The sequence below is a fragment of the Streptomyces sp. NPDC006339 genome, from assembly GCF_040612775.1.
GTDB lineage: Bacteria > Actinomycetota > Actinomycetes > Streptomycetales > Streptomycetaceae > Streptomyces.
This window is the reverse complement of record NZ_JBEXQW010000013.1, coordinates 13,748-39,717: the sequence shown is the minus strand read 5'-3', so window position 1 is coordinate 39,717 and position 25,970 is coordinate 13,748. Positions and strand designations below refer to the sequence as shown.

Genomic DNA, 25,970 nt, shown 5'->3' with positions numbered 1-25,970 from the left:
GTGGTCACCGTTACTCAGAAGTCGAGCCAGAACCCACACTCGGGGTTCCGGCTCGCTCGCTCCCCGGACTGACCTCGGCTTGGTCCGCAGGGGACGACCGCGAACGCCGTCGAGGTCGAGCTCACCCCGAAGTCGCTGGCCCGATCCTGCGGGCCTAAGGGCACGCCACTCCGGCATCCCGCCGTTGCTCGCACGGCAACGACGTATGTCGCCCGTGAGACACGGCTGTCCGGCCAGGCATGAGCCAAATCACCAGCGGTGTGCACCGGGAGGGCGGCCGCCGTGCAGTGGGCCAGGGCTGTACTCGTCCTGGCAGACGCCGAGCGAGAGCTCGACCGACCGGGATGGCGGCCGGAGTAGACCGAGGTGTACGAGTACGACGTCCCCGGCAACGATCGGCTCACTCGGGCCCTTCGGTCCTTCAGGGCCCGAGTGAGCCCTGCCCTCTCGAGGTGCATCGGCAGGGGCAACTACCCGGCGGACGCAGCGGTGACGAGCGCTGCCGGCATTGGGCCGCCCGAGCTTGCGGCTTCCCCCGCAGCCGCGGGGAAGGGCCGGACCACTGGGCGGCCGTCCCTTCGGCGATGATCGGCTACGCCCCACACCGGCGGGGGTGTTATCGGGATCTTGGTCCGCGGCCCCTGAACGACCTCGGATGACGATCGGCCGGGCTCTTGGTGGAGGCCGGCCGCGTGCCGCGGGGCCGTTGGCGTGGCGGAACCCGGCCGGCCATCGAACCGTTGCCCCCTGGGAGGTGTCCATGACCAGTAGAGGCCGATTGCTCTTCCTGTCGCTGACCGTGCCGCTCGCCGCCGTCACCACCGTCCTTCTGACGAAGGCGATCCAGTACCCGGCGCTCGGTACGTCCACCGTCCTGACCATCCTGCTGCTCGGTCTGGCCACGGCCATCAGGAACCGCATCAAGGGCGAGGCCCCGCAGCGGACCGCGCCCCTGGACGCGAAGAACACCGGCTGCCTGGTCCTGGTCTTCCTGTTCCTCGCCCTGGCGGTCGTCCTGCCCGCCGACCGGCCGTGGAACGCCCCGTGGTGGCCCGGCCGCCACGAGAGCACCTCGCTGCCCGATCCCTGCGCGGTCGGTCTCTCCGCCGCCGCCACGCTGGTGCCTGCCGGCACCGCCACAGCCGAGACGGACGACGACGGAGCCTACGGGCCGACCCGGGACTGCACCTGGCAGGACCCGGAACGGACGTCGTCGCTGCGGCTCTCCTACCAACTGGTGCGCTGGCCGGGTTCCTTGGGAGGTACGGCGACGGACACGGCACGCGACGCCTTCGCGAACGACCTTACGGTGGGCACCCCCACCGCTCTGCCCGGCATCGGGGACGAGGCGCGTCGCGCCGTATCCGCCTCTTTCCAGGACCTGAGAGCCCGCAAGGCCAACGTGCTCGTTGAGGTGACCCTCATCAGTGCGCACCACGACGCCGCCCGCACGGCGGCGGTGGAGCGGCTCCTGCGCACGGCGGTGAACCACATCCGCGTCGGCTGAACGGCACCAGGCGCCCCAGCCCACGGCGGCAGGCGCGGACACGGCATCGAGTCCCGGTGCTCAGCGCGTCGGCCCATCCTTCAGGCGGTGCGCGGCAGCACTACCGGAGGCCGCTGGCGGCCATCACAGCCGGGCCGACGCAGGCCGCGGCTGGCGGGGGCCTGCTCGATTGCAGACAGCTCCGTGCAGATCCCTCCAGGAGGGGACCGACATGGGGCTGACGGCGGTCGCCCGCCTCTAACAGCCGCTGCAGTCGAAGCGGCCGGGCCGCTCCCGGGCCACCGAGATGGTTGCGTCCCTCACGGACAAGACCGACGTCCAGACCGCACAGAGGGCAGCCGGCGAGTTCCTGCACGACGCGGGTCAGCCGGATCCGGCTGACCTGACCGCAGCGGAAGCAGCGCGCCGACCAGGGGGCGCCGGGGGATGGGGGCGGCCGTTCGACCGGGTTGAGACCGGCCGCCCGCAGAACGGCTTCGGCCCGGTTGCGGCCCGCCCACCTGCCCACTTTTCCCGGGCCTTCCCCTCCGCCCTCTGCTGGCCGCCACCTCCTCGCACTCCTTGGCCTCGACCCGGTTGTAGACCGCGATCCACTCCCGGAACTGACGCTCGGGCACATGACAGGCGTACAGGTAACAGCAGAGCTGCCGGGATGCTGCTGGAGAGCTGGCGCCGGTTGTAGATCCGGTTCGCCGTGCTGCGGGAAAGGAGCGCGAAACGGTCCCTGTTCCGCTGGTAGGCGGCCTCGGCCCGTTTCTCCACGGCCGCCATGGACGGAGGCTGGTCGCTCTTCTCGTGTGCCCGCCGCAGTGCGTCGCCGAAGTCGTGCCGGTACCGCCCAGGCGCACCGCCGGCGCGGGAGTGAGCGTACGCCGCTGCCGCCCCGGCGGCCGCGACGCCTCTACCCACGAATGCCCCGCCTGGTCGGACTTCAGGCCCAGGCAGGTGCGTATGTCGACCACGTACGTCTCCGATGCGCGCCTGCCGGTCTCCGCCCACTGCACGGTGGAGGAGGAGATGCCCATCACCCCCCGGCCTGCTCCTGGGGCAAGTCCTTGGCCTGGCGGCCGGCCCGCAGCGCCTGGGCGAGCTGGCCCATGGCGCGCTGTTCGGCCGCGCCATCGGCTTCATACGCCGAGCCCGATACGGCTTTTTCTCCATGGGGCAGACCTGCGGGGACGTCTGGAGGACAGCCAACACCGGCACCCGCGGGTTCCCTCCCCGGCCGCGAGCAGGTCGCACCTCGCGGGCGAAGTCCGCCACGGCGTGACCGGATCGGCCTCGAGGGTGCCGGGCTAGGGTTCGCGCCATGACAAGATCATGGAAACGCCTGTTCACCGGAATCGCGGCGGCCCTCACCCTCACCGCGGGCTCCACCGTGTCCGCCGTACCCGCACACGCAGCGACACCGTTCGCGGAGATCGACCCGGCGACGGCCCAGCAGTTCACCTTGGATCCGGTGTCGTCCTTCGACGGGCAGCCGGAGAACTCCTTCGACGTCTACGGTGAGGCGATCAAGGCCGTCGAGGCCGGCGGCGCGATCACCAGGAAGGACTCCAACGCGCTGCTCGCATCCGGCGGCTGGTCCACCGGAACGCCTGGCCTGTGTCACGACACGGGCCTGTCCGCGAGCCTGTCTCCCAGCGGATTCTGCTGGAAGAAGGGCGACGACCTCTCCAGCTCGTACAACTCGGTGGGTGGCTGGACCCCCCAGGGCATCACCGGCTCCTACGATGCCCAGCCAGGCGGACTCGTGGACGGGCACACCGCCTTCCTCGCCTCCTGGCACTTCAGCCGGGACATGCACACCTCCACGCCGAAGCCGAACGAATTCGCCCGCGTGAGCCTGGTCAACGCCGACAACGGCAAGATCACCTACGACAACCTCCTCCTGGTGGAGCCCACCGGCTCCGTCGCAGACGGGAACGGCAATTTCCGGGCGGTCAAGGGCATCCACGCCGACGGTGTCGTGTGGTACGGCAACAAGGTGTTCGTGGCCAGCGGGCGATGGCTGCAGGTCTACGATCTCCAGCACATCTGGCAGGTGGCCGACACCGGAAGGGAAGCCGTCGGCATCACCGACGGAGTGTCCTCGGCGCGCTGGAGCGCGTACGCCCTGCCCATGATCGGCAAGTACCGGACGACCGGCGCCGACACCGAGGCATGCGTCGTACGCACCGGCACGACGCCCTGTCTGAACTCTCTCAGCCTCGACCGTACGGGCCAGGACGGTCTCGTCTCCGCCGAGTACGTACGGGGCGGGGCGGGCGGACGCGTCATCCGCTGGCCGCTCAACTACCTCACCGCTCTCCCCACCACCACCGAGCCTTCCGGGCGCGGCGTCAGCCACGCCACGCGCGGTTTCACCTCACCGGTGTGGGACATGCAGGGCGCCACCACCAACGGTACGACCTGGTACATGAGCGGCACCTGCCCGACAGGAGTGGGCGGCGGCTCCGGCGACCCGGTCGCCTCGTACTCCTGCATCCACCGCGCCTTGCCCAACAACGCGCCGAGCGTCTACACCACGTCTCCGGTCTACACCCAGAACCTGGGCTATGCCCCGCAAACGAAACGGATCTGGGGCCTCAACGAACGCATCAACACCACCACCGGCATCAGGGTGGTCTTCTCGATCACAGGCTGAAGCCCATGACGGATCAGCCCGACTCAACCGGCGCCAGCACGATGCCCGCCTGCTGAGCCTCCCCCTCCACCAGCCGCTTCAGGATGTGCAGTCGGTCGAGGAGGTCGTCCGGACCGCCGCACAGGCCATCGGGCATCGCCGGACGGACGGGAGCATCCGCGCCTCAGGGAAGCGCTGCATCGGTGGGTGGGGCGCGCGGGCTGGCGGCGCAGGTGTACCGGCGCTTCGTTGAGGTCGACGCCGCCGGAACATCGCCGCTGCACGAGCACGTTGTCGTCGCCCTGAGTGAGTCAGGGGAGGGGATGCGCGCCATTGAGGCGGTGCCGGCCCGTAACGGCACCCCACTGTGATCTTGATCTTTGCCGCGCTGCACGGTCTCGCCCTCGCCGGACGTGCGCCGGAGCTCGCGGCGGCGTATGCCGCCATGGACGGCGGGGCCGCTGCCGGCGCGGCGAGCGACACACTGCTTCGTACGACCGCTGAGGTCGCGGCCATCGTGGGGCGCCGGACGACGCGGCCGGACGAGGCTGGACGCTGTGCCGTCTGTATCCGGCCATCGCCGAGGCCGCACACCGTGGGCTGTTCTGCGGGCTCAATCTCAACGTCGACCACGTCGGTCTCGACTGCTGCAGTGTTGTCGCAACGAAGCTCGATCGAGACATCCGGCTGGGATCCTGGTGCCGTGGAAGACTCCAGGGAGCAAGGACTTCACCGCTCGATCGCTGAAGCCGACTCTCCGGCCTGGAACGTCAGGGCAGCAGCAGGGCGGCGGCTGGCGGCGGCGCCTCGGATCGAGAGCGTCGCCGGTGTCCTGCACCGTCTCCTCCTGGACGCTCAGGACACTGGAGTGACCTCCGCTACCGCTGCGGCCCTGTTGGCTCGGAGGGATCTGGTCGGCCTACGTGCCGTGCTCGCGGCCCGTGCAGTGGCGTCTGACGAGGGGACGGCTGATCAGCTCACTGCGGAACTCGACTGCGACTCACGCTTCGCGACCGGAGAGGGCAGAGTCGAGCTGATCACGCAACTCCGGACTCTGACGTCGGATACAGACCCAGAGGTCCGCAACGAAGCCCTCTTGCGACTTTCACACCTGCGCTGATCATCGCCCACGCTCCCCCCTGGCTCGTCGCAAGAGTTACAGCGACCGGCGTGACCCCGCCCGGGCCGGTCGCTGACCCGGCCGATCCGACAACCGGCCAGCCATGCGCCCCGACCCGCTGGACTGCCTGAATACCGCCCCGGTCCAGCACCTCAGCCCGGCCTGGGTATCCGCCACCGGCGGTGACAAGGCCGTCGTCCTCGTTCACGCCGCCACCGGCCGCCGGATCGCAGCCGGCCGACTTGGACGGGCGCCAGGTCGCACTGCGAGCGCGGGCGGCCGACGCTGACTTCTTCACCCCGACCGCCGCCTACCCCCGAGCCGGTAGGGCACGAGGACCTCGCGAATTGGCTCGCGACCTGCTAGCTCAGCCGGGCCTACCCCCCGCAGCACCCATTGCGGCGCCATCACGATTGCCGAGCGGGAGCCGCACGCCCGCACCGCCAAGCCGTACCTGCAGCACACCGCGGACTTCCTGGCCGCGGCAGGCTCGCCCAGCAGGTCGACATTTGAGATACGCCGACCCGACGGCGAACACTTCACGGCCGCCGTACCGCTCGACACCGACCCGTCGGGCCCGGCCCTGGTGTGGGACGAGCGCTTCGGATGGCGGACCGCGACCAACCGCCGGCACGTCATTGGCAGCTCGTGAAGACCGCGCCCGAAGGTGAGTGACTGCGGATCAGCACGTCGAGAGCGACTACCTGGCAGCACGAGCAGGGTGCCGCAGGGCCGCGAGAACGTCTCTAGGGGCATGACCCGTTTCAGGAGCGGGGTGACCTCCGACTTGGTCGGCATGCGGTGGTCCGGCGAGCGACGTCCCCCCGTTACCTTTTACAAGCAGCTCACGGGCTTTCTTCCTCGCCGCGTTCGCTGCCATGGGCGATCCGGCATCGAGGGCCTACTACGACAAGAAGATCAGCCAGAGCAAGCATCACACCCAGGCCCTGCTCTGCCTTGCCCGACGCCGGGCCGACGTTCTCTTCGTGATGCTCCGCCTCGATACGTGAACACGGCCTGCCACAAAGGCGTATTGCCTTGCCCATCGGGTGCATCCACCTCCACGCCCGCCGCCAGGAGAGAGCCGACAGCCGCGGCATCCTGCTCATCCGCCGCGAAGTGGAGCTGCGTCCACCCCTGGCGGCTCTCACGCCCCAAGACCTGATCCTCATCCGTCATGCCCGCCATCATCACGATCACCTCACGAAAGAGATAGGGGCACCCCCCGGGAGCCGGTGTCGCCGGCTATGCGGGCCAGGGGCGATGCCGCAAAGGGTCAGGTTGGCCGCCCGCTAAACGGCTGTGCCCCGGCCCAGGGGAGGCCGGAGGCACAGTGAGTAGGACCTACGGCTTGACCGACGGCGTGATCGGCGATCCGACCGGGGCCGCGGAGTCCGGTACCTCCGCGTAGTCGGGCAGCTCGACGCCGTTGATCGCGCGCCCGACCAGTTTGGTGAACCATTCACTGCCGAAATCGGGGCGCGGCTCGGCGTCCGGCCCGGGGAGGTCACGGCTACGGGCGTTCAGCCGGCCGATCTCCTGGTTGGCCTCGACGAACGAGCGCATCCGCGCCTCGTAGCGGGCGAACCCGGCCTCGGGGTCCCACTCGGCAGCGGCCAGCTCTCCGGCCAGCAGGTAGGCACCGACCAGTGCCAGCCCGGTGCCCTGCCCGGACATCGGCGACGAGCTGAACGCCGCGTCCCCGAGCAATCCCACCCGTCCACTCGACCAGCGGTCCATCACCACCTGGGCGACCTGGTCGAGGTAGAAGTCCGGAGTCTCGTCCAGGTGCGCGAGGATGTCCGGGGTCAACCAGCCCATGTCCGCCATCCGCTCCCGCAGCAGGACCTTCTGGGCTGCGACGTCACGGTGGTCGACGTCGAAGTCAGCCGAGGCGAAGGAGAACATGGCCATCGCCCGGGTGGCGTCCTGGATGGGCCGTAGGAGGGCGGAACGCCCGGACTCCTGATCCCGGTACTCCAGGAGCCAGCGGTCCAGCCCGAACTCGTTGGGCACACTGCAGAAGGCCAGCACGTGCCCGAGGTGGCGCAGGAACCGCTCATGCGGCCCGAAGACCATCGCTCGCAGCTCCGAGTGCAGCCCGTCTGCCCCGACCACCAAGTCGAAGCGCCGCCGGTCGCCGCCCGCGAGGACCACCTCGACCCCGTCCGCGTCCTGGGCGAGCCCGGCAATTCGGTCGCCGAAGACGTACTCGACGCCGTCGCGGGTAGCGTCGTAGAGCACCTGGGACAGGTCCCCGCGCAGGATCTCGATATCCGCGATGAACCCGTCCCCACCGTCGTCGTCGGCACGGAAGGTCTCCAGCACCTGCCCGTCCGGGCCCACGATGTGCGCGCCGGCGGTGTCGGTGCACGCCGCGCGCACCGCCGCGTCCAACCCCATGCGCCGGATGACCTCCTTGGCGACCCCGCGCGCGTCCACCGCCTGCCCGCCGGGACGCAGCTCGGGAGCCCGCTCCACCACGGTCACCTCAGCCCCTCGCCGGCGCAGCCAGTAGGCCAGTGCGGGTCCCGCGATACTCGCCCCCGCCACCAACACCCTGGGACCGCTCACCCCCGCCCCCGGCCCGCCCCTCCGCACCGTAGGGCCCTGGCCGGAATCGTCGACGCTCATCACAGCCTCCATCTACGTCCTCCCGCGCCGGAACGTCCCCAGCGCAGGCCCACCGCTGTCGGTGTATCCAGCCGTATCGACCACGGATCCGCACAAAACTCATCGGTCATGGCGGGATAGTCCAGGACCCGACCCCCGGCCTCGTAGACCGGGCACGTGTCGAAAGGGGCGTCCACCGAACCGGATAGGCAAGCGGCCCTGAAGGACCCCGGAACCGTCCTCTACGGCCGCGACACCTCCCGCGCACACGTGCAGCGGAAAAGGCTGAGGACCTGTACATCCGCTGGCGCTCATCGCGTCCGCGAGCAGGCAGGCGCTCTCGGTGGCCTGGTCCGCGTGCTCCTCGGGTGCGGGCAGCGCCCGCTTCTGAACGACGTGCCGAAAAGACCACGGTGAGTGTCACACGGTCGCTGGGATCGACACCCGCAGCAGGTGAGAGCGGACTCCGGTCCCGAAGGGGTCCGCGCGTTCACCGAGGAGCACCACCGTGTACGACAACCCCAGCGACGGCGCCGAGAACACTCCGACCGCCGGGCCTACCGACGGGCACCTCCCGCCTGAAGCAATCCAGAGCAGTGGCCACCTGGCTCCGCACTGATCAACCGGACAAGTCAGGCCCCAGCCGTGCGTTGCTCGCCCTACGGAGCCTAAAGTGCTGCTCATGGACATGGGGGCGGCACTGGTTGCAGTAGTCGGCGTTGCAGGAACTCTCGGGGCTGCGCTGCTCACGCAGCGCGGCGCGGATCGGACCAAGCAGCGCGAGCTCGCATTGAGTCGGTCTATCCAGGAGGCGCGTGAGGATCGCGAGTTGCGCCGCAAGAGTTACACCGATCTGCACCGAGATGCCCGGCAGTTCGCCACGGCTCTCAGTCGGCACCTCTACGTCATGCGCGATCGCGAGGTCGGGGACGATGACGTGCGGGTGCTTGAAGAAGCCAAGGACGCTCAGCGGAATCGCTGGTCGGAGGCGATCATGATCGCGCCCGGCCCGGTGCTGGAGGCCGCCCAGGAAGTGAATGACGCACTGACCCGCGTGTACGGCCAAGTGAAGCGTCAGGAGCAGGGGAACCCACGACCGGGCGAGACGCTGCAAACAGCGGCGGAGGCGCAGCAGGCGCTCTGGCCGCTGATCCACGCCATGGGAGACGTCATGCGTCGTGACCTCGGCGTGGCCGGCGAGTTCAGCGCTTCACCGCCGGCAGAGGCCGGCCACGTGGGGGTGCCGGCGGACATGTCGCGTACAGCCCAGACGGACGCGGCCCGGAGGCCCCAGGCGTAGCCCTCTTCTTCTGATCCTGCCGTGCGTGACCGAGGTCCAGTTCACGCCGGACGGCCCGCGCGGGCCCTGGCTGCCTCCTTCCCCGCAGGAAGGGGGGCCGCCCTGTCGGGTGGATCAGGCGTAGGTGAAGCGCGGTCGCCCCGAGCGAGGCGATCGGGCTCGCCCAGGTCGGCGTGGAGCCCGACTTGAAGGTGAGCACGTGATCGGGGAGGGAGGGGGGGATCGCCCACACCGTGCTCGACGGTGCGTACGAGACGGCGCGACTGTACAGGCTCGGGGCGCGTTCTCCGCGGCATGCCCGACGTGCCACCTACCTGTGGGGGAGCAGTGCCTGGCGCGCCGCAGCGTTCAGTCCGGGCGCCGCCGCCCGTGCCGGAAGGTCGTGCAAGGCGGCCGCCTCCTCGCCGCATGCGTCGCGGCCCGGCAACGCCGCCTTCGCGGCAACAGTGTGCCCACGAACGTCGCGGGTGCTTCTCTCGTCGCGGAGCTGTCCGCCATCGAGCTGTCGCAGCCGCAACTCGTCCGGCTGGCCCGCTGTCGTCCCCGACACCCCCGTCAGGCTTGTTGACAGGAAACGGCTCTGACTCAAGTGCTGTAGAGTCTCGCTCCCCGTAGCGCAGGTCCCCTGACGGCCGGTCGCCTGGGAGCCGTTCTCATGACTGGCCGGGTCCGTCGAGGCGTTCGGTGGGGCCGGCGAAGGAGAGGAAGAGAGTTCGCGTGGTGAGCAGCCAGGTGTCGTGCACCTTGCGGAAGGTGTCTTCGTAGTGGCCTACCTGAACCGGGGGCCGCGGCGGTACGAGGCCCTCGCTGTAGCCGTCGACACGGTACGTGGTGAAGTAGGTGGTGGCGGCGGCGGTGTCCGCAGAGGTCACGTTAACCAGGATGTTGGTGCATATACGGCGTGACAGTCGGTCTGCGGGCCGGTTGCCGAAGTAGATGCGCAGGGCGTCGCGCCCCGCAATGCGGCGGTCGCCGGCGGGCCATTCCCAGGTGCCATCCTGCGTGAAGAGATCCGCCACCGAGCCCGGGTCCCCGAGGTCGAGCCGGTGTACGAACTCGACGACCAGCCGCTCACAAGCCCGCTCTGCGAGCAGGCGCTCCATCGGCTCAAGAGTTGCAGCATTCATGATCAACTCATATCAGGTCGCTCCTGACTGAGGAAGCGGAGTGCTGAGGACGGCCCACAGGTGACGGCCGCGACGTTCCGGCTCGGGGAGCTCGGGGAGCTCGGGGAGTTCGGGGAGCTCGAGGGCGACAACGACCGGGACAGGCTCGGGCGCGGCAGCGACACGGCGGGCAGCCGACTGCCTCCCGCGCCCCGGTCGCGGCCGGCACCGGCAGGCGGCCTTCACCCGGGCAGTCGCCGGTCGCCGACTCAGCAGTCGCCACACCCGGAACAACAGCTCGGTCCCCACGACCAGGAGTCGCGGGTCGGCTCCTCCACCTGCCGCCGGCACACGCCGGGCCCCTCAGCCGACGACCAGCCGAGGAGCCCGGTGTACGGCACGAAGGCGAAGTACCCCGACTACGGAGTGCCGTCGTTCACGCAGACGACCGCGAACGCGGGGTTCAAGATTCCGATGACGTTGATGCTGTTGCCGCAGACGTTGGCGTCCAGGTCGAGGGGCACCTGGATCACGTTGCCGCTGAGGACTCCGGGAGAGCTCACCGCGACGCCCACGGCGGTGGCGCCGTCGTCGTTGGGCTCGGGGGCGGCGGCGGCGGTTCCGGCGCCGCCGAGCGCCAGACCGAGGGCCAGAGCAGCAGTGCTGATCATCCGCATACGCATACATACCTCCTGGTGAGAACGAAGATGTTCCTCACCCCGGACTCTCACGCCGGTCGAGGGCGGCGGCAACGCGGGGCGGTGCAGGCGGAGCAACCCCGCTCACCCATCCCTGCTCTGCCGTATCCGCTCCGAGGTTTCACGCCTCCCCGCTGACTTCGCAACGTGCGTATCAGCCCGGGTCAGACCCATTGGAACCGACAGGTCTGACCTGGGCTGAGCTGTTCCGGTACGGGCTCGACCGGCGGAGGCGTTGTCGTCCCAGCCGTCGTCGCGCTGTACGTAGCCGAGCATCGAGCGGGAGCGGCGGGCCCAGCCGCCCTGGTCGGCGATGGCGATGGCGATGGCGTCGCGGCCGGCGCGGCGGACGGCGGAGGCCAGGCCGATGCGCAGGGAGTGCCCGGTCCAGGCCATCGACATCCGGCCCTCGTCGAGGTCCGCTTGATGGCGCGGGTTACGGAGTCGGGAACCATGCCGCCAGTGACGTGGCCCCACCGGTCGATGCCGACGAACGCCGGAGCAGGGTCGGCCCACCGCTCGCCGTGCTCGGCGACCAGCCAAGCAGTACGCGGTCCAGGCCCGCACCGAGCAGATCTCGGCAGCGTCGGCATAGCTGATCCTGGCGTTGCGCACGATGTGCTTGGTCTTGCCGGTGAGGACTGCGACGACCAGGCCGCGCGGGTGCAGGGTGACGTCGCCGGTGAGCGGTCCGGCCAGGGTCCTGGGAGCGGCTGGCGTGTGGGAAGCCGGTCATGGCCAGGGCCTTGTCCCGGTCGCCGGTCAGAGCGTCTGGGCAGGCTCGGGCGATGGCGCGCAGGCCGTCGATGTCGGCGCCGACCGCCTAGCCGCGGCCGCGCCGTTCGCCGGCCCTGCAGGAGTTTGGCGGAGCCCGCCTCCTGTGCGCGGGCACGCCCGCTCGTACGGGTGATCGCACCCCAGTGCCGGGCGCGGCGCGTCGGCCGGCCGCTATCGTCGGCTCGCCCATTCCCCAGTGCAGGAGCACCATGTCGTTTTCGCAGGGAGCAGCCGCCTTATGCGCCTCCGCGGTGCTCGCACTCGCGGTGGCGAACGCCCCGTACGCGGCGCCGGCGGCCGCGGCCGCGCCGTGCGTACGGGGCGAGAGCGAGACGCGGGGGAAGTCGTCGGTCGACGAGGGCGAGATCCGCTGGACCGAGGCCACGAAGTACGACGACCTGCGCAAGCACGCCATCACCGAGTGGAACCGGTTCCGCACGATCAAGATCGCGGCCGACACCGCGACCACGGTCAACGGCCTGGAGTTCCGCGACTACAGCGCCGACGACGGGCGCGGCGGCTACTACGAGCGCCACGGCGGCCCGGCCGCCACCGACTACATCTACCTGAACAAGCACCTGCTCGACGGCCACTACAAGAACGAGCCGCGGATGCGGCAAAACATCGTCGTCCACGAACTCGGACACGCCCTGGGCCTGTGCCACAAAGCCGACACCGTCAACAGCGCCCTGCGCAAGGACGTCAGCACCAAGCACGTCCCCACGGCCGTCGACCAGGCCAACTACTCGAAGCTGTGGGGATGATGAACCGCACCATGCTCCTCGTGCTCGCCGGAGCCGTTGTGCTCACCGCGTCCGCGACCGCCGCCTACACGTCCCTGAAGGACGACACCGTGACCGTCTCCGCCGTCTGCGTACCGGTCCAGGAGAACGACCGCGACCGCGCCGGCCTCGCCGCGCACCTCGCGGTCGTCACCGTCGACAAGACCCTCAAGGTCACCGCGCACGACGGCTACCACGAGGCTCTCTCCCGCGTCCGCGTCGTCGAGAACCTGAAGGGCGAGCTGCCCACCGCCCTGGACGTGACACAGACCGTCGACCGCACCAGCACCGGCGCGCTAGTCGCCGCTACCGACCACAAGCAGCCCCTCCTCCCCGGCCACCGGTACGTGATCGGCATCTACCAGCACCCCGACCCGACACCGGACGTATGGCTGTCCTCCTCGGCCGACGGCGCCGAACTCGACAAGGTCCGCGCCCACTGGAAAGACGCCATCGCTCACCAGAACGCGCCACGCTCCGACCCGAAGTGCAACGACGTGGTCGTGCCGTAGCTCGCGCGCCGCGTGAGGCAGGGTGCTGCTCGGGAAACGGTCGCCGCCATCCTCATCTGGACCCGGTCTTGAGAGGCGAGGAACCTACCCGGAGGAACTCGCCAGCCATCCGGTGGCGCTCACGACCTCGCGCGCTATGTCGACCACGGTCCGTCCGTCGGTCGCCACTCGCACCGTGTCCGGGGGCATCTGCTCATCCAGAATCCGCGCTTTGCGGGCGCTGCCCTCCAGTTCCTGCTCCAGCTCCGAGCCCAGCTCCCGGCCGGTCAGCCGTTCACGTGCGGTGGCGTCGGACGCGGTGAGCACCACCCGCACGATCCTGACATTCGCACCCATGGCGCGTAGGAACATGCCCTCGTTCTCGGTCAGAACGCTCACTGTGTTCGTGTAGATCAGGCGGCGGTACCCGAGCTCGGCATAGTTCGACCAGAGCGCCGTCAGATTGCGCTCGGCGATCTTCTTACGGCGAGGGTCCCCCTCCGGGGCCGGGTGGACCTGCCCCATGAAATCGCCTTCGATCACACAGTGGGCAACCGCCGCAGCACGCAAACGTGCCGAGACCTCCCACCCCACGGTCGTCTTGCCGACGCCGGCGCGCCCTCCGATGAGCAATACCTCTGCTTGATCCATAACTGCACCCTGCCACCGAGCAGTCGAACCACGCGAACAGAATGTGCGCGGATCAGGGAGACAAGCCCTGGGCCCGGAAGACCCCCGCGACCGTCTCCCTGCAGCTTTCCTCCCCGCGTCCCTGTTCGCCCGCGTAAGGACCGTAGGCCCCCGCCCGGTACCACCGGACAGCCGGCCGCCACACGACGACCACCGCCCTCGCCGCGACCTGCGCCCTCGCCTCCCTCACCCTGGGCGGATGCAGCAACCTGGGGACCAGGGCACCCTCGCGCCAGCCTGCCCTGCACCTTCGTAACAGGCCCTAAGCGTCCGGGTTCTTACCGGCGGCGACGGTGGTGATGCGCTGTACCTGCATCGTGGCGAACGACCGCAGGTCGTGGTCCTTCGGCAGACTGCAACACATGGAGCAGGAGCCGGGCTGCGGACTGGCTGCACAACCTGCCCATCCGCGTCCAGACCAGCCAGGGACGCCGGCATCGGGGGCAGCCCGCCCCCACCGAGGTAGCTGGATGGTCCGGGGATCACGGAACTGCTCGGTCACGTACGTTGCGCTCCTTCTTCGATCGGGTGCGCAACGTCTACCGACTACGCAACCAGTGGATACGCTCCGACTTGGCGTGTCCTCCTGTAGTCCGGTCAACGGCTCGGTGCCGGCCGTCCTTTCTCTCGCCTATTCCGAGCTTTTGCCGAACGGCTCGTCTGTAGCTCCCCACACCAAGCCGGTTCAGGGACGTGTGACTGAGTACTGCAGTTGGCCCGTGAGCGTTCGAGACGAGCGCTGCAGAGGGCCAACCGCTGCGGGCGGAGGCATGCGGCAAGATGCGGACGCATGACCCTCTCATCGCGTTTCACCATGCCGGGCCAGATCTGGGCTGTGGCCGCATCCGACCCCTCCGGGCCACTGACCGTGACCGGCTACGGCCCGAATCCGCTGGCGACCGTCATCACGAGGGTCGACCTTTCAGGCAAGGTGGCGTGGCAGCGGACCTACCCCGGGACCGGCAAGCCGCAATCCCGTCTGGCCACGGACGGCGCGCTGTGGCTCGCCTACTCAGACCACGAAGGTCAGCTCCTGGAAGGTGTTCTGCCGGACGGTTCCAGTGGGCACACCGCCCGCCCGGAGTGCCGCGCCGATGAGGAGATCGGCGCATTCGTCCTCCTCGACGACGGGTTCCTCATTTCCTGGGTCAGCGGCTCCCGCATGGTCCGTAGGCAACGAAGCCGACCCGCCTCTGTACCGGAGCCTCGCGTGGCCCGGTACACGGGAGAGGGGGAGTGCCTCTGGTCCACGCCGATTGCGTTCGGTGCGGTGTCGTTCCCGGGCGTGGTGGAGATGGGAGACCGGACCGGATGGGAGATCCGGCCGCCTAAACCGTGGGTCCCGGAGGAGATCGGCGTTGATCACTGGGAGCCACTGCTCGTATCGGCCGACCGGATCGCAGCCAGTTTCACCGACACACGGGGTGGCATCGGAAGGACGTTCTTCCTCGACCTGGACAGTGGCGAGACCATCTCGGTCACCGCTCCCGCTCCCACAGGTCGCAAGGCGATAGCCGGCCCTGGCCAGTTCCTGCTCGGATCCCAGGGGTACGGTGCCTTCACGACCGGCCGCTTCGGCCGGGACGGCGTCGAAACCGCGCGCTGGGCCAGCCATGGGGCAATGCTCGTCGACAAGAACGGCGGCGTCCGCGGCCCGGAGCTCGAAAACAGCCTGCCTTCGCGATCACGCTTCCGGCGGCTCGCACCGGACAACAGCCTTGTGGACGGGCCGGCGCTGACGGGTTACTACACGTCCTACCCCGCGATGGACTGCGAGGGAACCGCGGTGTTCTGGCGAGACGGCAAGCTGCTCGCTGTGGACACGGATCTCGCCGGACACGAGCTGTTCGCCATGGATGACAGCCGAGCGGTTATCGGTCGTGCGCTACTGCTGAGCGAAGGCAGTGTCGTCGTCTCCCTGGGCAACGAGGTTCTGGTCTTCCGTACACCGCTGGGGTCCCTGGCCGAGGGCCCCTGGCCGTGCGGGGAAGCGAACCTCAGGGGCAATCCCCTCCTGAGCTGAAACTGCCTGAGTGACGGCGGAGCAGACTGAAGCTGAGCATGGAGTTGGCAGGACGGGGCGATTACAAGACGCGGTCGCAGGATGCGCTCAACAGTCATGTCGCCTCGCCCTTCAGGCCCTGGTGGGCAGGCCCCGGACGGGGCTGCGGTAGGTGGTGCTGTCGGTGCGCCTGTCCAGCACGGTCCGGAGTTCGTGGATGACCTGGGCATAGACGGCGACGCGCTCGCGAAGCCGGTCGTTGTCCTCCCGCAGGGCCTGGGCTGCGGCTTCGGCGTCGACTGCGGGCGCGCAGGGGCTGGAACGCGGACGGGATGCCGTTCGCCTCGGAATTTCGGCGGACGCATTCTTCTTTCAGGTCAACGTGCTTGTGCGTGAGAACCCAGCGCTTGACGCCTGCCTCGGCGTCGAGTTGCAACGTAGCGAGAGCCCCAGTGGACCGGGTCGGGCGCCCGTCGAGCAGCCGCTGGATCGCTGCGGTAATGGCGTCGCGTTCGGCGTCGCGGTGAGTGGCCCTTGTGCGATTCTCCGGTCAAGTCGTGGACGGAGGCGACGCGTTCCAGGCGATCGCGTACGCGTTAAGCGCTCATTCACCTCCCGGGGCCAGTCGACGGCGTCCGTCCTGGAACGGGACGGCATGGAGAATGCAGGGCCGTGAGCCTCCCGTGGCCCCCGTGGCGACGCGCGCCGTACGGGCGCCCGAGCCGCACGGAGAACCCTCCGCGCCGGCTTTCGACCGGTGCCTCCACGCGCTCGTCGGCCTGCGCCCCATCCGCCGACTGCACGGCCTGCGCGCCGCCTCAGGCGGTTCGCCCGGACGAGCCCCGGCGGCCCTTCGCGCCGGGAGGCCGAGCGGCTCCTCACCTGCGAGCTGTCCGCTTCCAGGGCCGATCACCCGGACTGCCCCGAGGGACGGCCGCCCACCGGCGGGGCTCCCGTTCCGCGCCGCCCGGAATGCCGGGATGTGTGACCTGATCCAGGCTGGATACGCGATCAGCAGGCGTGATCAGCAGCCGCACACGGGAGTGACGTCATGGACACCGAGAACGCGATGGGCGACAACGTCTACCAGCCGGACGACGCCGAGGGCCGTGAGGACGACGGCATCCTCGACCCCGAGGACACCCTGTCGGACCGGGAGGCCGACCCGTACGACGAGGGCTGGTCCCCGCCCGAGCGACCCCTCGCCGTCGACCACGTCGGCACGACCGCCCGCGAGCAGCGCGAGGGCGAGACCCTCGACCAGCGGCTCGCGGAGGAGGTGCCCGACCCGGCGCTGGCGGAGCCCGACGACTCCAACGGCGTCGGCGACCTTCCTGGCGGCGACGGTGAGCCCATCGACGACCAGGTGGGCCGCGAGCGTTCCGGCCGTCTCGTAGCACCGGACGAAGGGGTGCGGGAGGACGACGAGAAGGACGTCGTCGCCCGGGACGTCGGTATCGCGGGCGCCGCCGCGTCCGCCGAGGAGGCGGCCGTGCACACCGTCCCCGACGACGCCGACGAGACCTACCGATGAGCGCCCCGCACCCGCCCCACGACCCCGCGCCCACGGACGGAGCCGCCACCCCGTCCCACGACCCCGCCGCCGACCGCGACGACACCCGATCCCGCATCACCCTCCAGGTGAACGGCGCGCCGAGGGACCTCACCGTCGACCACCGGGCCACCCTGCTCGACGTCCTGCGCGAGGACCTCGGGCTGACCGGGGCGAAGAAGGGCTGCGACCACGGGCAGTGCGGGGCGTGCACGGTGCTCGTCGACGGGCGGCGCGCCAATGGCTGCCTGCTCCTCGCCGTCGCCCAGGACGGTGCCGAGGTCATCACGGTCGAGGGGCTGGCCACGGGCGGCGAGCTGCACCCGCTCCAGCAGGCGTTCCTCGACCGTGACGCCTTCCAGTGCGGGTACTGCACCCCCGGGCAGCTCTGCTCCGCCGTCGGCGTGTTCGCCGAGGCCGCGGCGGGCCACCCCTCCCACGTCACCGACCCTGCCCGGCCGGCCGGGCAGGGCCCGGTGGAGCTCACCCGGGAGGAGATCCGCGAGCGGCTGAGCGGTAACCTCTGCCGCTGCGGCGCTTACCCCAACATCGTCGCCGCCGTCGAGGACGTGACCCGGTGAAGCCCTACGGATACGTACGCGCCACCAGCGTCGAGGAGGCCACCGCCGCGCACGCGGCCCGCCCGGGCGCCCGCTACCTCGCCGGCGGAACCAACCTCGTCGACCTGATGAAGCACGGCGTGGAAGAGCCCGAGACCCTCGTCGACGTCAGCAGGCTGCCGCTCGACACCGTCGAGGAACTGCCCGACGGGGGTCTGCGCGTCGGCGCCACGGTACGCAACAGCGACCTCGCCGCCCACCCCCTCGTCCGCGAGCGGTACCCCGTCCTGTCGCAGGCGCTGCTCGCCGGGGCCTCGGGACAACTGCGGAACATCGCCACCACCGGCGGAAACCTCCTCCAGCGCACCCGGTGCCCCTACTTCCAGGACACCGCCATGCCCTGCAACAAGCGCGAGCCCGGCACCGGCTGCGGCGCCCGCGAGGGGGTCCACCGTGACCACGCCGTCCTCGGGCACTCGCCGTACTGCATCGCCACGCACCCCTCCGACATGGCCGTCGCCCTCGCCGCCCTGGACGCCACCGTCCACCTGCACGGTCCCGACGGCGAACGGACCGTGCCGGTGACCGACTTCCACCGCTCGCCCGGCGACCACCCGGAGCGGGACACCGTCATCCGGCCCGGCGAGCTGATCACAGCGGTGACCCTGCCGGCCGCCACGGCCGGCCTGCCGTCCGCGTACCACAAGGCCCGCGACCGCGCCTCCTACGCCTTTGCGCTCGCCTCCGTCGCCGCCGTCCTCGACCTGGCCGACGACGGCACCGTGCGCGGGGTCGGCCTCGCCTTCGGTGGCCTCGCCCACCGGCCGTGGCGGGCCCGGCGCGCCGAGGCCGCGCTCCTGGGCACCACGCCCACCGACCGGACCATCACCCACGCCGTGGAGACCGAACTCGGCCTCGCCCAGCCGCTGCGGGACAACGCCTTCAAGGTGCCGCTCGCCCGCAACCTCGCCTGCCGGGTCCTGTCCGAACTCGCCGCCGACCGCTCCTGAACCGGGAGACCAGCGATGCATTCCACCCGCCCCCGGGTGCCCGCCGCGCCCGCCCCCGCCTCCGCCCTCGGCACCGCCACCGAGCGGGTCGAGGGCCGCGACAAGGTCACCGGCGCCGCCCGCTACGCAGGCGAACACGCCCGGACGCCGCCCGACTGCGCCTACGCCTGGCCCGTGCCCGCCACCGTGGCCCGCGGCCGGGTGACGGACATCGACACCTCCGCCGCCCTCGCCCTGCCCGGCACCCTCGCCGTCCTCACCCCCGGCACCGCCCCCCGCCTCGGCGAGGCCGATGATCCGACCCTCGCCGTCCTCCAGGACGACGCCGTGCCGCACCGCGGCTGGTACGTCGCCCTCGCCGTGGCCGAGACCCTCCCGGACGCCCGCGCCGCCGCCCGGGCCGTCCGCGTCACGTACGCCACGGAACCGCACGACGTCACCCTCACCGAGCGCCACCCGGACGCCTACCGGCCCGACCTGGCCAACGGCGGCCAGCCGGCCCTGCGCGAGCGCGGCGACCTCGACGCCGCCTTCGCCGCCGCGCCCGTCCGCGTGGACGTCACCTACCGGATCCCGCCGCTGCACAACCACCCGATGGAGCCGCACGCGGCGTTCGCCCGCTGGGACGGCGAGGGCGACGGGGCCCACCTGACGGTGTACGACTCCAGCCAGGGCGCCGACCCGGTCCGCAAGACCCTCGCCGCCCTCTTCCGCCTGCCCGAGGACCGGGTCACGGTGGTCTCCGAGCACGTCGGCGGGGGATTCGGCTCCAAGGGCACGCCCCGCCCGCACGTGGTGCTCGCCGCGATGGCCGCCCGCCACACCGGCCGGCCCGTGAAGCTGGCCCTGCCCCGGGGCCATCTGGCGGCCGTCGTCGGCCACCGCGCGCCGACGATCCAGCGGGTCCGGCTCGCCGCCGAACGCGACGGCACCCTCCTCGGCGTCGGTCACGAGGTCACCACCCACACCTCCCGCGTCAAGGAGTTCGTCGAGCAGGCCGGCGTGCCCGCCCGGATGATGTACGCCTCGCCGCACGGCCTCACCGACCATCACGTCGTGCCCCTCGACGTCCCCACCCCCTCCTGGATGCGCGCCCCGGGCGAGGCGCCCGGCATGTACGCGCTGGAGTCGGCGATGGACGAGCTGGCCGAGGCCCTGGGCATCGACCCGGTCGAGCTGCGGGTGCGCAACGAGCCCGCCACCGAACCCGACAGCGGCCTGCCCTTCAGCAGCCGCAACCTCGTCGCCTGCCTGCGCGAGGGCGCCCGCCGGTTCGGCTGGGCCGACCCGCGCCCCGCCGCCCGCCGCGAGGGCAGGTGGCTTACGGGTACGGGCGTCGCCGCGGCCACCTACCCGGTGCTCGTGTCCCCGTCCACCGCGACAGCCACGGCCCTCCACGACGGCGGCTACGACATCCGCGTCAACGCCACCGACATCGGCACCGGCGCCCGGACGGTCCTCGCCCAGATCGCCGCCGACGCCCTCGGCGTCACCGTCGGCTCGGTGAGGATCGGCATCGGCAGCACCCGCCTGCCCCGCGCCCCGCTCGCCGGCGGCTCCTCCGGCACCGCCTCCTGGGGCTGGGCCGTGCACCAGGCATGCACCCAGTTGGCCGAGAAGCTGGCCCGGCACACCGGCCCCCTGCCCGCCGAGGGGGTCACCGCCTCCGCCGACACCACCGAGGAGGCCGGGCGGACCCCGCCGTTCGCCCGTCACGCGTTCGGCGCCCACTTCGCGGAGGTGCAGGTCGACACCGGCACCGGGGAGGTGCGGGTGCGGCGGCTCCTCGGGGTCTACGCCGCCGGGCGGATCCTCAACCCGCGTACCGCCCGCTCCCAGTTCATCGGCGGCATGGTCATGGGACTGGGCATGGCCCTCACCGAGCACAGCACCGCGGACCCGGCCTTCGGCGGCTTCGCCGAACGGGACCTCGCCTCCTACCACGTACCGAGCAACGCCGACGTGCCGGAGGTCGACGCGCACTGGGTCGACGAGGACGACCCCCACCTCAACCCCATGGGGAGCAAGGGCATCGGGGAGATCGGCATCGTCGGCACCCCGGCCGCCATCGGCAACGCCGTGCACCACGCCACCGGCGTCCGCTTCCGCGAACTGCCGCTCACCCCGGACCGGGTACTGCCCGCCCTCCGGTAGCGCTGAGGCCGGGTCCGTAAAGCCGATGGCTCGTACTCCGTTCGTGGGGCGAGACTTGAACTGACGGATGCATCACGGGCGTTGCCGGCAACGGGCCGGACCCCCGCGGCCGTCGAGTTCGCGCGGCGCGCCTGGCTTGCTGGGTGATCGATAGGTGGCTGGTCGGCTGGCAGTCGACCAGCCGTCAGCAGGTCGAGGATGCGCTGCCCGTCTTGACTGCCTGGTACGAGGAGCGGCAGGGGTACGCGCCGGGGGAGCGGGCCGGCTATGCGCTGGCGTGCCAGGCCGCCGACCAGACCCGCCCGCCGAAGCGCACGGAGCTGTGGTCGTTGACCGAGCTGCGGAGGAGATGGAGCACTTCTGCGATCGCCGCGTTCGGGGCCTGCAGCGTCTACCGGCTCGCCGAGCGGGGCGCGGGCGGCGGCTGCGGCCGGTGGTCGACATCGCGCTGGCGGCTGTTGACGTCGTTGCCGTGGTGTACGTGATGTGCGGCGCCTGCGCGCGTCACCACCTGCTCGCCGGAGCCCGCCGCCACCTCTGCTCCGTCCTGCGCGGCCGACCCCACGAGCCGGGACTGGACGAACAGATCGTACGGACGGTCGTCGACGACTACACCCGCCCCGTCGGGCGCGGCCGGAGGATGACCGCCGACCTACGCGCGCTCTACCCGCGGGACACCGAGGACCAAGCCGTGCTGCGCCCGCTGACCCGCAGCCGTACCGCGGTACCGTACGAGCGGGCCCGCCTCGCCGCCGACGCGCTCAGGGCACGGGTCCAGACCGTGGGCCGCACGGACCGACCGGCCGGCCCCGGCCGCGTCCCGGAGCAGGCGACCGACGTCGACACGGTGGATCAGACTCGTCGGATGCTCGCTGCAGCCGCCCTCGCCAGAGTGCTGGAAGGCGCCCGGGAGCGGCGCCCCTCCTCGCCCGCGGCTCCCGACCGCAGCCTGCGGCTGCCCCGCCGCCGCACACACAGCAGCCCGGCACCTAGCCCACACCGGGCCGAACTACAGGAGGGGTTACGTGTCACCCGCGACTCCAGGAAGGAAGCCGAGCGTCGCCTCACCTTCTCGCCGCCGGGCAGTCGCGCCGGCCTCGCCCGGCAGAGCCGGATCAGGAACGCGGCAGCGCGCCGCGATGGCCGCGCCCTGTCCCACGTGCGGTACTCCAACCTCTGGCTGTGGCGCCGATGCCGGGCCCCGCGTCGGGACCTGAAGGTGTCCCTCGCGCTGGTGCCGCCGCTCCCGGACGCGCATTGCCGGTACGTCGGCGAGTGGATCGCCATGAAGCTCCGCTGGGGCCTGTCCGCGGACCGGGTCGAGGTCGACGCCCTCACCGTGCACGCCGAGGCATGCGAGACCACTGTCGTCCACTACACCCCGGCCTTGTCACCAGGAACGTCCGCCTGAGAGCGCGGTTGGTGAGGTGACGCGCCGACGATGTACCCGGGGGAGCCTTTCCGGCGGCCGCCACACGGAGTCACCGATGCAGGCGTAGGCGGTGGTCGGTCCGGATCCGGGCGGTGAGCAGCGCGGCGGTTTCCTCGTCGCGGCCGGCGACGTCGACCAAGGCGGTGGCGAGCGCCCCGTCATTGGCGTGCGGCACCAGCAGGGTGACCTCGATGACCTGGGGTTCTGCAAGCATGCCATTCGAGGCGCATGGCATTTCGGTCTCACCACCTTGGCCCGCCGCCGGCATCTGAAGGGAACGGGTCGTCCCTAGCCGGCGGCCGTCGCCCGCTCGGCTGCGGCGAGCACCGCCTCCACCGCGTTGTCGTAGATCGCCTTCGGCGTGACGCTGCTCAGCTCGTCGATGAACGTCCGGGTGACCGGGTGGGCCGCCTCGGGCAGGCGGGCGTAGACCCGGGTCCAGGTCGTCTCGTCCTTCTCGCGCACCTCGGGGTCGAGTGAACCGAGCGCGGCGGCGTGCGCGCACAGGCCGAGCGTGGTGTCCACGTAGGTCCGGTAGTGGAGGACGGCCGGGCCGGGAGCCAGTCCCGAGCGCGCGAACGCGGCGAGGATGCGCTCGACCAGCAGTTGTTCGGCCGGGCCTCCGGTGGTGCGCGCGAAGGTCAGCGCCGTGATCGCGGGGTAGCGGGTCTGGATCAGCCAGGTGCCTTCGGCGATCCGGCGCAGCGTGTCCTGCCAGGACTCGTCCTCCGGGCCCTCCCCGATCTCGTCGAGGATCATCCGGATGGTCCGTTCGGCCACGGCGAGCAGCAGCTCGTCCTTGTCCCGGAAGAGCCGGTAGAGGACGGTCGCGTCGACATCCAGCTCCTGGCCGAGCCGGCGCATCGAAAGACCGGCGATGCCCTCCCGCTCGGCGAGCCGGAAGGCCGCGTTCACCGCGGCCTCCTGGCGCAGTTCCCTGCGCTCCCGGCGGTTCGGCCGCTCGTCGGTAACGTCGCCCGACCGCCGGCCGGCCGCGGCCGTCGCCTTCGCCTCCGCCGCCGTCTTCTTCGCCATGACTCTCCTCGCTCGGCCGCTCCGGCGACCCTATCAACGGATCACTCAAGAAAGTGTCAACACCGTTGACAACAGTGTTGCGACCCGGTTTGCTTTGGCACCCCACCCCCACCCCGTACGTCGTCAGGAACCCCATGAGCCGGCATATACGCCTCGCCCTCGTCCAGGCCCCGGCCGAGTCCTTCGAGCAGTTCGCCGAAGGGCTCCGGCTGCGCATGAAGTCGCCCAACCGGGCCGATCTCGTCGTCTACCCCGAGCTGCACCTGTGCTCCGAGGGCGCGGAGAAGATGACCCTCGACGCGTACTACGAGACGTACGCGGAGCCCCTCGACGGCCCGCGCGGCTCGGCGCTCGGCGCGCTCGTCCGCGAGCTGGGGATCTGGCTGATCCCCGGGACCGTCCTGGAGCGCGGCGCGGACGGGAAGGTGTACAACACCGCCGTCGTCTACAACCCGGACGGGGAGTTGGTCGCCCGCTACCGGAAGATCTTCACCTGGCGTCCGTACGAGCCCATGTGCGTCGGCCGCGAGTTCGTCGTCTTCGACATGCCCGGCACCGGCCGGATCGGCCTGTCGATCTGCTACGACTCCTGGTACCCCGAGGTCACCCGGCACCTCGCCTGGATGGGCGCGGAGCTGATCGTCAACGTGGTGCAGACCGCGACGTCCGGCCGCGCCCAGGAGATCCCGGTCAACACGGCGAACGCCATCGTCAACCAGGTCTGGGTGGCAAGCGTGAACGGCGCGGTCCCGACCGCGCAGGGCCGGAGCCTGCTCGTCGACCCTGAGGGACACGTCCAGGTCGCCGCCGTCGGCACCGAGGACACCACCCTGCTCGCCGTCGTCGACCTCGACCGGGTCGCGGCCACGCGGAAGCACGGAACGGGCGGCGACTCCTGGCCGTGGGACCACTTCACGGCCGACGACACGCCGCTGGAGCTGCCCCTCTACAACGGCCGCATCGACCCGGCGACCTGGCGGCCCGTGGTGCCCCCGTGGACCCCGGAGAGCCTGCGGCCCGCGGCCCCGGCCGTGGTCGCTCCCGCCGGAGAGGACGTGGCCCGATGAGCAGGACGCAGGACATCCGGCCCGCCGCCGCCCTCGCCGGACCCGGCCGCCTCGCCGGCCGCCTCTCGCTCGCCTCGGTGGTGACCTTCGGTCTCGCGTACATGGCGCCCAGCCTCGTGATGGTGATCTTCGGTGTGATCGCCGAGGCGAGCGCCGGCACCGCGCCCACCGCCTTCCTCCTCGCCACCGGCGCAATGCTCCTGACCGCGCTGAGCTACGCGAAGATGGCCCGCCACTTCCCCGTGTCCGGCTCGGCGTACTCGTACGCGCGGAAGCTGATCGGCTCCCGGGTGGGCTTCCTCGTCGGCTGGGCGGTGCTCCTGGACTACCTCTTCCTGCCGATGGTCGCCTGGCTCGTCCAGTCGCTCTACCTCAACGCGCAGTTCCCGGGCGTCCCGGTCTGGGCCTGGATGCTGATCAATGCCGGACTGACGACGCTGGTCAACATCATCGGCCTCACCCTGACCGACCGCGTCAACAAGGTCCTGACCGGCCTTGCCGTGTTCCTGGTCCTGCTGTTCGTCGCGTACTGCCTCGTCCACCTCGCCGACCGGCCGCCGCAGTCGTACACCGCGCCGTTCTGGAACGCGGAGAGCGGTCTCGTCGGCGTCTCGGCCGCAGCCGCCGTCGCCGCGTACTCCTACCTCGGCTTCGACGCGGTGACCACGCTCTCCGAGGAGGCGAAGGACGCGAGGCGGACCATCCCGCGCGCCGTCGTCCTCGTGATCGCGATCGGCGGCCTGCTGTTCGCGGCCGTGGCGTACGTGATGCAACTGGTCCACCCCGGCGGCGTCTTCGACGACCCGGAGATCGTCGCGTACACGATGTCCGTCGAGGTCGGCGGCCAGACGTTCGCGGACTGGACCAACATCGCCACGATCGTCGGCGGCTTCGCCTCCGGGCTCGCGGTCCAGCTCAGCTCCAGCCGGCTGCTGTACATCATGGGTCGCGACGGAGTGCTGCCGAAGCGATTCTTCGGCGCGCTGAACGCCCGCACCGGGACCCCGGTGCTGTGCCTCGTCCTGACCGGCGCGGTCAGTCTGATCGGCCTCGACATCTCCCTGGAGACCGCGACGTCGTTCATCAACTTCGGCGCGTTCCTCGGCTTCACCGTCGTCAATGTGTGCGTCGTCGTGTTCTTCGTCCGCAACCGCGGCGTGGACGGCGTGAAGGTATTCGGCTACGTCGTCGCCCCCTCGCTCGGCGTGTGCGTCACGCTCTCTCTCATGACGCAGCTCAGCTCGGTCGCCCTGACGATCGGCGGCTGCTGGCTCGCCGCCGGGTTCGGCTACCTGCTGTGGCTCACCCGTGGGTTCCGACGCCCGACGCCCGAACTGAGCGCGAGCGCCCTGGGCTAGCGATCTGGCTCCAGGTCCGTGGGACGCCTCACGTGGCGACCCACGTGACGGCCGGACGTGGCTGCCGCCACCTCCACCCACTACATCAGT

23 protein-coding genes and 1 pseudogene are annotated in these 25,970 nt (G+C 70.9%); 16 read left to right on the top strand and 8 right to left on the bottom strand.

Going from position 1 to position 25,970, the window contains the following annotated elements:
* The first annotated feature begins 760 nt into the window (after nucleotides 1–760).
* Together ABZ135_RS12955 and ABZ135_RS12950 are read left to right on the top strand one after the other, a co-directional pair.
* Nucleotides 761–1,507 carry a hypothetical protein gene (locus tag ABZ135_RS12955; protein ID WP_356694854.1) on the top strand — a complete coding sequence of 249 codons (747 nt, stop codon included), beginning with the start codon at nucleotides 761–763 and terminating at the stop codon, nucleotides 1,505–1,507.
* Between the two features lie 1,309 nt (nucleotides 1,508–2,816).
* The gene (locus tag ABZ135_RS12950) at nucleotides 2,817–4,154 is read left to right on the top strand and encodes a hypothetical protein (RefSeq protein ID WP_356694852.1); all 1,338 of its coding nucleotides are present in this window, start codon (nucleotides 2,817–2,819) and stop codon (nucleotides 4,152–4,154) included.
* A 13-nt stretch (nucleotides 4,155–4,167) separates the two neighbouring features.
* Here the strand turns inward: ABZ135_RS12950 and ABZ135_RS12945 are convergent, their stop codons facing one another.
* Nucleotides 4,168–4,290, bottom strand: a complete 123-nt coding sequence (locus ABZ135_RS12945; protein WP_356694850.1) for a hypothetical protein — start codon at nucleotides 4,288–4,290, stop codon at nucleotides 4,168–4,170.
* Between the two features lie 210 nt (nucleotides 4,291–4,500).
* Between ABZ135_RS12945 and ABZ135_RS12940 the strand changes: the two genes are divergently transcribed.
* Together ABZ135_RS12940 and ABZ135_RS12935 are read left to right on the top strand one after the other, a co-directional pair.
* Nucleotides 4,501–5,253: a DUF2332 family protein gene (locus ABZ135_RS12940; protein WP_356694848.1), complete on the top strand. Its 753-nt coding sequence runs from the start codon at nucleotides 4,501–4,503 to the stop codon at nucleotides 5,251–5,253.
* An 848-nt stretch (nucleotides 5,254–6,101) separates the two neighbouring features.
* A pseudogene (locus tag ABZ135_RS12935) lies at nucleotides 6,102–6,263 on the top strand (IS110 family transposase); the annotation flags it as partial.
* Between the two features lie 334 nt (nucleotides 6,264–6,597).
* Here ABZ135_RS12935 and ABZ135_RS12930 read toward each other — a convergent pair.
* Nucleotides 6,598–7,887 carry an FAD-dependent monooxygenase gene (locus ABZ135_RS12930; RefSeq protein WP_356694846.1) on the bottom strand — a complete coding sequence of 430 codons (1,290 nt, stop codon included), beginning with the start codon at nucleotides 7,885–7,887 and terminating at the stop codon, nucleotides 6,598–6,600.
* A 661-nt stretch (nucleotides 7,888–8,548) separates the two neighbouring features.
* On the opposite strand from ABZ135_RS12930, the gene ABZ135_RS12925 reads away from it, so the two are divergent.
* Nucleotides 8,549–9,166: a hypothetical protein gene (locus tag ABZ135_RS12925; protein WP_356695038.1), complete on the top strand. Its 618-nt coding sequence runs from the start codon at nucleotides 8,549–8,551 to the stop codon at nucleotides 9,164–9,166.
* Nucleotides 9,167–9,819: 653 nt separating this feature from the next.
* On the opposite strand, the gene ABZ135_RS12920 is transcribed toward ABZ135_RS12925, so the two are convergent.
* From ABZ135_RS12920 to ABZ135_RS12910, 3 genes are all read right to left on the bottom strand, one after another.
* Nucleotides 9,820–10,293, bottom strand: a complete 474-nt coding sequence (locus ABZ135_RS12920; RefSeq protein ID WP_356694844.1) for a nuclear transport factor 2 family protein — start codon at nucleotides 10,291–10,293, stop codon at nucleotides 9,820–9,822.
* Nucleotides 10,294–10,691: 398 nt separating this feature from the next.
* The gene (locus ABZ135_RS12915; protein WP_356694842.1) at nucleotides 10,692–10,955 is read right to left on the bottom strand and encodes a chaplin; all 264 of its coding nucleotides are present in this window, start codon (nucleotides 10,953–10,955) and stop codon (nucleotides 10,692–10,694) included.
* Nucleotides 10,956–11,054: 99 nt separating this feature from the next.
* Complete coding sequence (locus tag ABZ135_RS12910) at nucleotides 11,055–11,372, bottom strand: hypothetical protein (protein WP_356694840.1); 318 nt, start codon at nucleotides 11,370–11,372, stop codon at nucleotides 11,055–11,057.
* 584 nt (nucleotides 11,373–11,956) lie between these two features.
* On the opposite strand from ABZ135_RS12910, the gene ABZ135_RS12905 reads away from it, so the two are divergent.
* Both ABZ135_RS12905 and ABZ135_RS12900 read left to right on the top strand, forming a co-directional pair.
* On the top strand, nucleotides 11,957–12,511 hold the full coding sequence (locus ABZ135_RS12905) for a hypothetical protein (RefSeq protein ID WP_356694838.1): 555 nt from the start codon (nucleotides 11,957–11,959) through the stop codon (nucleotides 12,509–12,511).
* Complete coding sequence (locus ABZ135_RS12900; RefSeq protein WP_356694836.1) at nucleotides 12,508–13,041, top strand: hypothetical protein; 534 nt, start codon at nucleotides 12,508–12,510, stop codon at nucleotides 13,039–13,041. The genes ABZ135_RS12905 and ABZ135_RS12900 overlap by 4 nt, the downstream gene beginning before the upstream one ends.
* 84 nt (nucleotides 13,042–13,125) lie before the next feature.
* Here the strand turns inward: ABZ135_RS12900 and ABZ135_RS12895 are convergent, their stop codons facing one another.
* Nucleotides 13,126–13,671: an AAA family ATPase gene (locus ABZ135_RS12895; protein WP_356694834.1), complete on the bottom strand. Its 546-nt coding sequence runs from the start codon at nucleotides 13,669–13,671 to the stop codon at nucleotides 13,126–13,128.
* Between the two features lie 829 nt (nucleotides 13,672–14,500).
* Between ABZ135_RS12895 and ABZ135_RS12890 the strand changes: the two genes are divergently transcribed.
* From ABZ135_RS12890 to ABZ135_RS12860, 7 genes are all read left to right on the top strand, one after another.
* Nucleotides 14,501–15,733, top strand: coding sequence for a hypothetical protein (locus tag ABZ135_RS12890; RefSeq protein ID WP_356694832.1), 1,233 nt, complete (start codon nucleotides 14,501–14,503; stop codon nucleotides 15,731–15,733).
* 1,030 nt (nucleotides 15,734–16,763) lie between these two features.
* Complete coding sequence (locus ABZ135_RS12885) at nucleotides 16,764–17,246, top strand: DUF5709 domain-containing protein (protein ID WP_356694830.1); 483 nt, start codon at nucleotides 16,764–16,766, stop codon at nucleotides 17,244–17,246.
* Nucleotides 17,243–17,845 carry a 2Fe-2S iron-sulfur cluster-binding protein gene (locus ABZ135_RS12880; RefSeq protein WP_356694828.1) on the top strand — a complete coding sequence of 201 codons (603 nt, stop codon included), beginning with the start codon at nucleotides 17,243–17,245 and terminating at the stop codon, nucleotides 17,843–17,845. Before ABZ135_RS12885 ends, ABZ135_RS12880 begins: the two co-directional genes overlap by 4 nt.
* Nucleotides 17,842–18,834, top strand: a complete 993-nt coding sequence (locus ABZ135_RS12875) for a xanthine dehydrogenase family protein subunit M (protein ID WP_356694826.1) — start codon at nucleotides 17,842–17,844, stop codon at nucleotides 18,832–18,834. The genes ABZ135_RS12880 and ABZ135_RS12875 overlap by 4 nt, the downstream gene beginning before the upstream one ends.
* 15 nt (nucleotides 18,835–18,849) lie before the next feature.
* Complete coding sequence (locus ABZ135_RS12870) at nucleotides 18,850–20,988, top strand: xanthine dehydrogenase family protein molybdopterin-binding subunit (RefSeq protein ID WP_356694824.1); 2,139 nt, start codon at nucleotides 18,850–18,852, stop codon at nucleotides 20,986–20,988.
* Nucleotides 20,989–21,131: 143 nt separating this feature from the next.
* Complete coding sequence (locus ABZ135_RS12865) at nucleotides 21,132–21,473, top strand: hypothetical protein (protein ID WP_356694822.1); 342 nt, start codon at nucleotides 21,132–21,134, stop codon at nucleotides 21,471–21,473.
* Nucleotides 21,461–22,399, top strand: a complete 939-nt coding sequence (locus ABZ135_RS12860) for a hypothetical protein (RefSeq protein WP_356694820.1) — start codon at nucleotides 21,461–21,463, stop codon at nucleotides 22,397–22,399. Before ABZ135_RS12865 ends, ABZ135_RS12860 begins: the two co-directional genes overlap by 13 nt.
* 70 nt (nucleotides 22,400–22,469) lie before the next feature.
* Here ABZ135_RS12860 and ABZ135_RS12855 read toward each other — a convergent pair whose 3' ends face one another.
* Complete coding sequence (locus ABZ135_RS12855; RefSeq protein WP_356694818.1) at nucleotides 22,470–22,634, bottom strand: hypothetical protein; 165 nt, start codon at nucleotides 22,632–22,634, stop codon at nucleotides 22,470–22,472.
* Nucleotides 22,635–22,708: 74 nt separating this feature from the next.
* Nucleotides 22,709–23,455, bottom strand: a complete 747-nt coding sequence (locus tag ABZ135_RS12850) for a helix-turn-helix domain-containing protein (RefSeq protein WP_356694816.1) — start codon at nucleotides 23,453–23,455, stop codon at nucleotides 22,709–22,711.
* A 134-nt stretch (nucleotides 23,456–23,589) separates the two neighbouring features.
* Between ABZ135_RS12850 and ABZ135_RS12845 the strand changes: the two genes are divergently transcribed.
* Together ABZ135_RS12845 and ABZ135_RS12840 are read left to right on the top strand one after the other, a co-directional pair.
* Complete coding sequence (locus tag ABZ135_RS12845) at nucleotides 23,590–24,522, top strand: carbon-nitrogen hydrolase family protein (protein ID WP_356694814.1); 933 nt, start codon at nucleotides 23,590–23,592, stop codon at nucleotides 24,520–24,522.
* Nucleotides 24,519–25,880 carry an APC family permease gene (locus ABZ135_RS12840; RefSeq protein ID WP_356694812.1) on the top strand — a complete coding sequence of 454 codons (1,362 nt, stop codon included), beginning with the start codon at nucleotides 24,519–24,521 and terminating at the stop codon, nucleotides 25,878–25,880. Before ABZ135_RS12845 ends, ABZ135_RS12840 begins: the two co-directional genes overlap by 4 nt.
* The last annotated feature ends 90 nt before the right edge of the window (nucleotides 25,881–25,970 follow it).

Bases quoted from the DNA above. Each gene is read 5' to 3' on its own strand.
- ABZ135_RS12925 (WP_356695038.1), top strand. From the start codon at position 8,549: ATGGACATGGGGGCGGCACTGGTTGCAGTAGTCGGCGTTGCAGGAACT.
- ABZ135_RS12895 (WP_356694834.1), bottom strand. From the start codon at position 13,671: ATGGATCAAGCAGAGGTATTGCTCATCGGAGGGCGCGCCGGCGTCGGC.
- ABZ135_RS12885 (WP_356694830.1), top strand. From the start codon at position 16,764: ATGGACACCGAGAACGCGATGGGCGACAACGTCTACCAGCCGGACGAC.
- ABZ135_RS12900 (WP_356694836.1), top strand. From the start codon at position 12,508: ATGATGAACCGCACCATGCTCCTCGTGCTCGCCGGAGCCGTTGTGCTC.
- ABZ135_RS12950 (WP_356694852.1), top strand. From the start codon at position 2,817: ATGACAAGATCATGGAAACGCCTGTTCACCGGAATCGCGGCGGCCCTC.
- ABZ135_RS12905 (WP_356694838.1), top strand. From the start codon at position 11,957: ATGTCGTTTTCGCAGGGAGCAGCCGCCTTATGCGCCTCCGCGGTGCTC.
- ABZ135_RS12930 (WP_356694846.1), bottom strand. From the start codon at position 7,887: ATGAGCGTCGACGATTCCGGCCAGGGCCCTACGGTGCGGAGGGGCGGG.
- ABZ135_RS12945 (WP_356694850.1), bottom strand. From the start codon at position 4,290: ATGCCCGATGGCCTGTGCGGCGGTCCGGACGACCTCCTCGACCGACTG.
- ABZ135_RS12855 (WP_356694818.1), bottom strand. From the start codon at position 22,634: ATGCTTGCAGAACCCCAGGTCATCGAGGTCACCCTGCTGGTGCCGCAC.
- ABZ135_RS12845 (WP_356694814.1), top strand. From the start codon at position 23,590: ATGAGCCGGCATATACGCCTCGCCCTCGTCCAGGCCCCGGCCGAGTCC.
- ABZ135_RS12915 (WP_356694842.1), bottom strand. From the start codon at position 10,955: ATGCGTATGCGGATGATCAGCACTGCTGCTCTGGCCCTCGGTCTGGCG.
- ABZ135_RS12840 (WP_356694812.1), top strand. From the start codon at position 24,519: ATGAGCAGGACGCAGGACATCCGGCCCGCCGCCGCCCTCGCCGGACCC.
- ABZ135_RS12890 (WP_356694832.1), top strand. From the start codon at position 14,501: ATGACCCTCTCATCGCGTTTCACCATGCCGGGCCAGATCTGGGCTGTG.
- ABZ135_RS12910 (WP_356694840.1), bottom strand. From the start codon at position 11,372: ATGTCGATGGCCTGGACCGGGCACTCCCTGCGCATCGGCCTGGCCTCC.
- ABZ135_RS12920 (WP_356694844.1), bottom strand. From the start codon at position 10,293: ATGAATGCTGCAACTCTTGAGCCGATGGAGCGCCTGCTCGCAGAGCGG.
- ABZ135_RS12880 (WP_356694828.1), top strand. From the start codon at position 17,243: ATGAGCGCCCCGCACCCGCCCCACGACCCCGCGCCCACGGACGGAGCC.
- ABZ135_RS12850 (WP_356694816.1), bottom strand. From the start codon at position 23,455: ATGGCGAAGAAGACGGCGGCGGAGGCGAAGGCGACGGCCGCGGCCGGC.
- ABZ135_RS12870 (WP_356694824.1), top strand. From the start codon at position 18,850: ATGCATTCCACCCGCCCCCGGGTGCCCGCCGCGCCCGCCCCCGCCTCC.
- ABZ135_RS12955 (WP_356694854.1), top strand. From the start codon at position 761: ATGACCAGTAGAGGCCGATTGCTCTTCCTGTCGCTGACCGTGCCGCTC.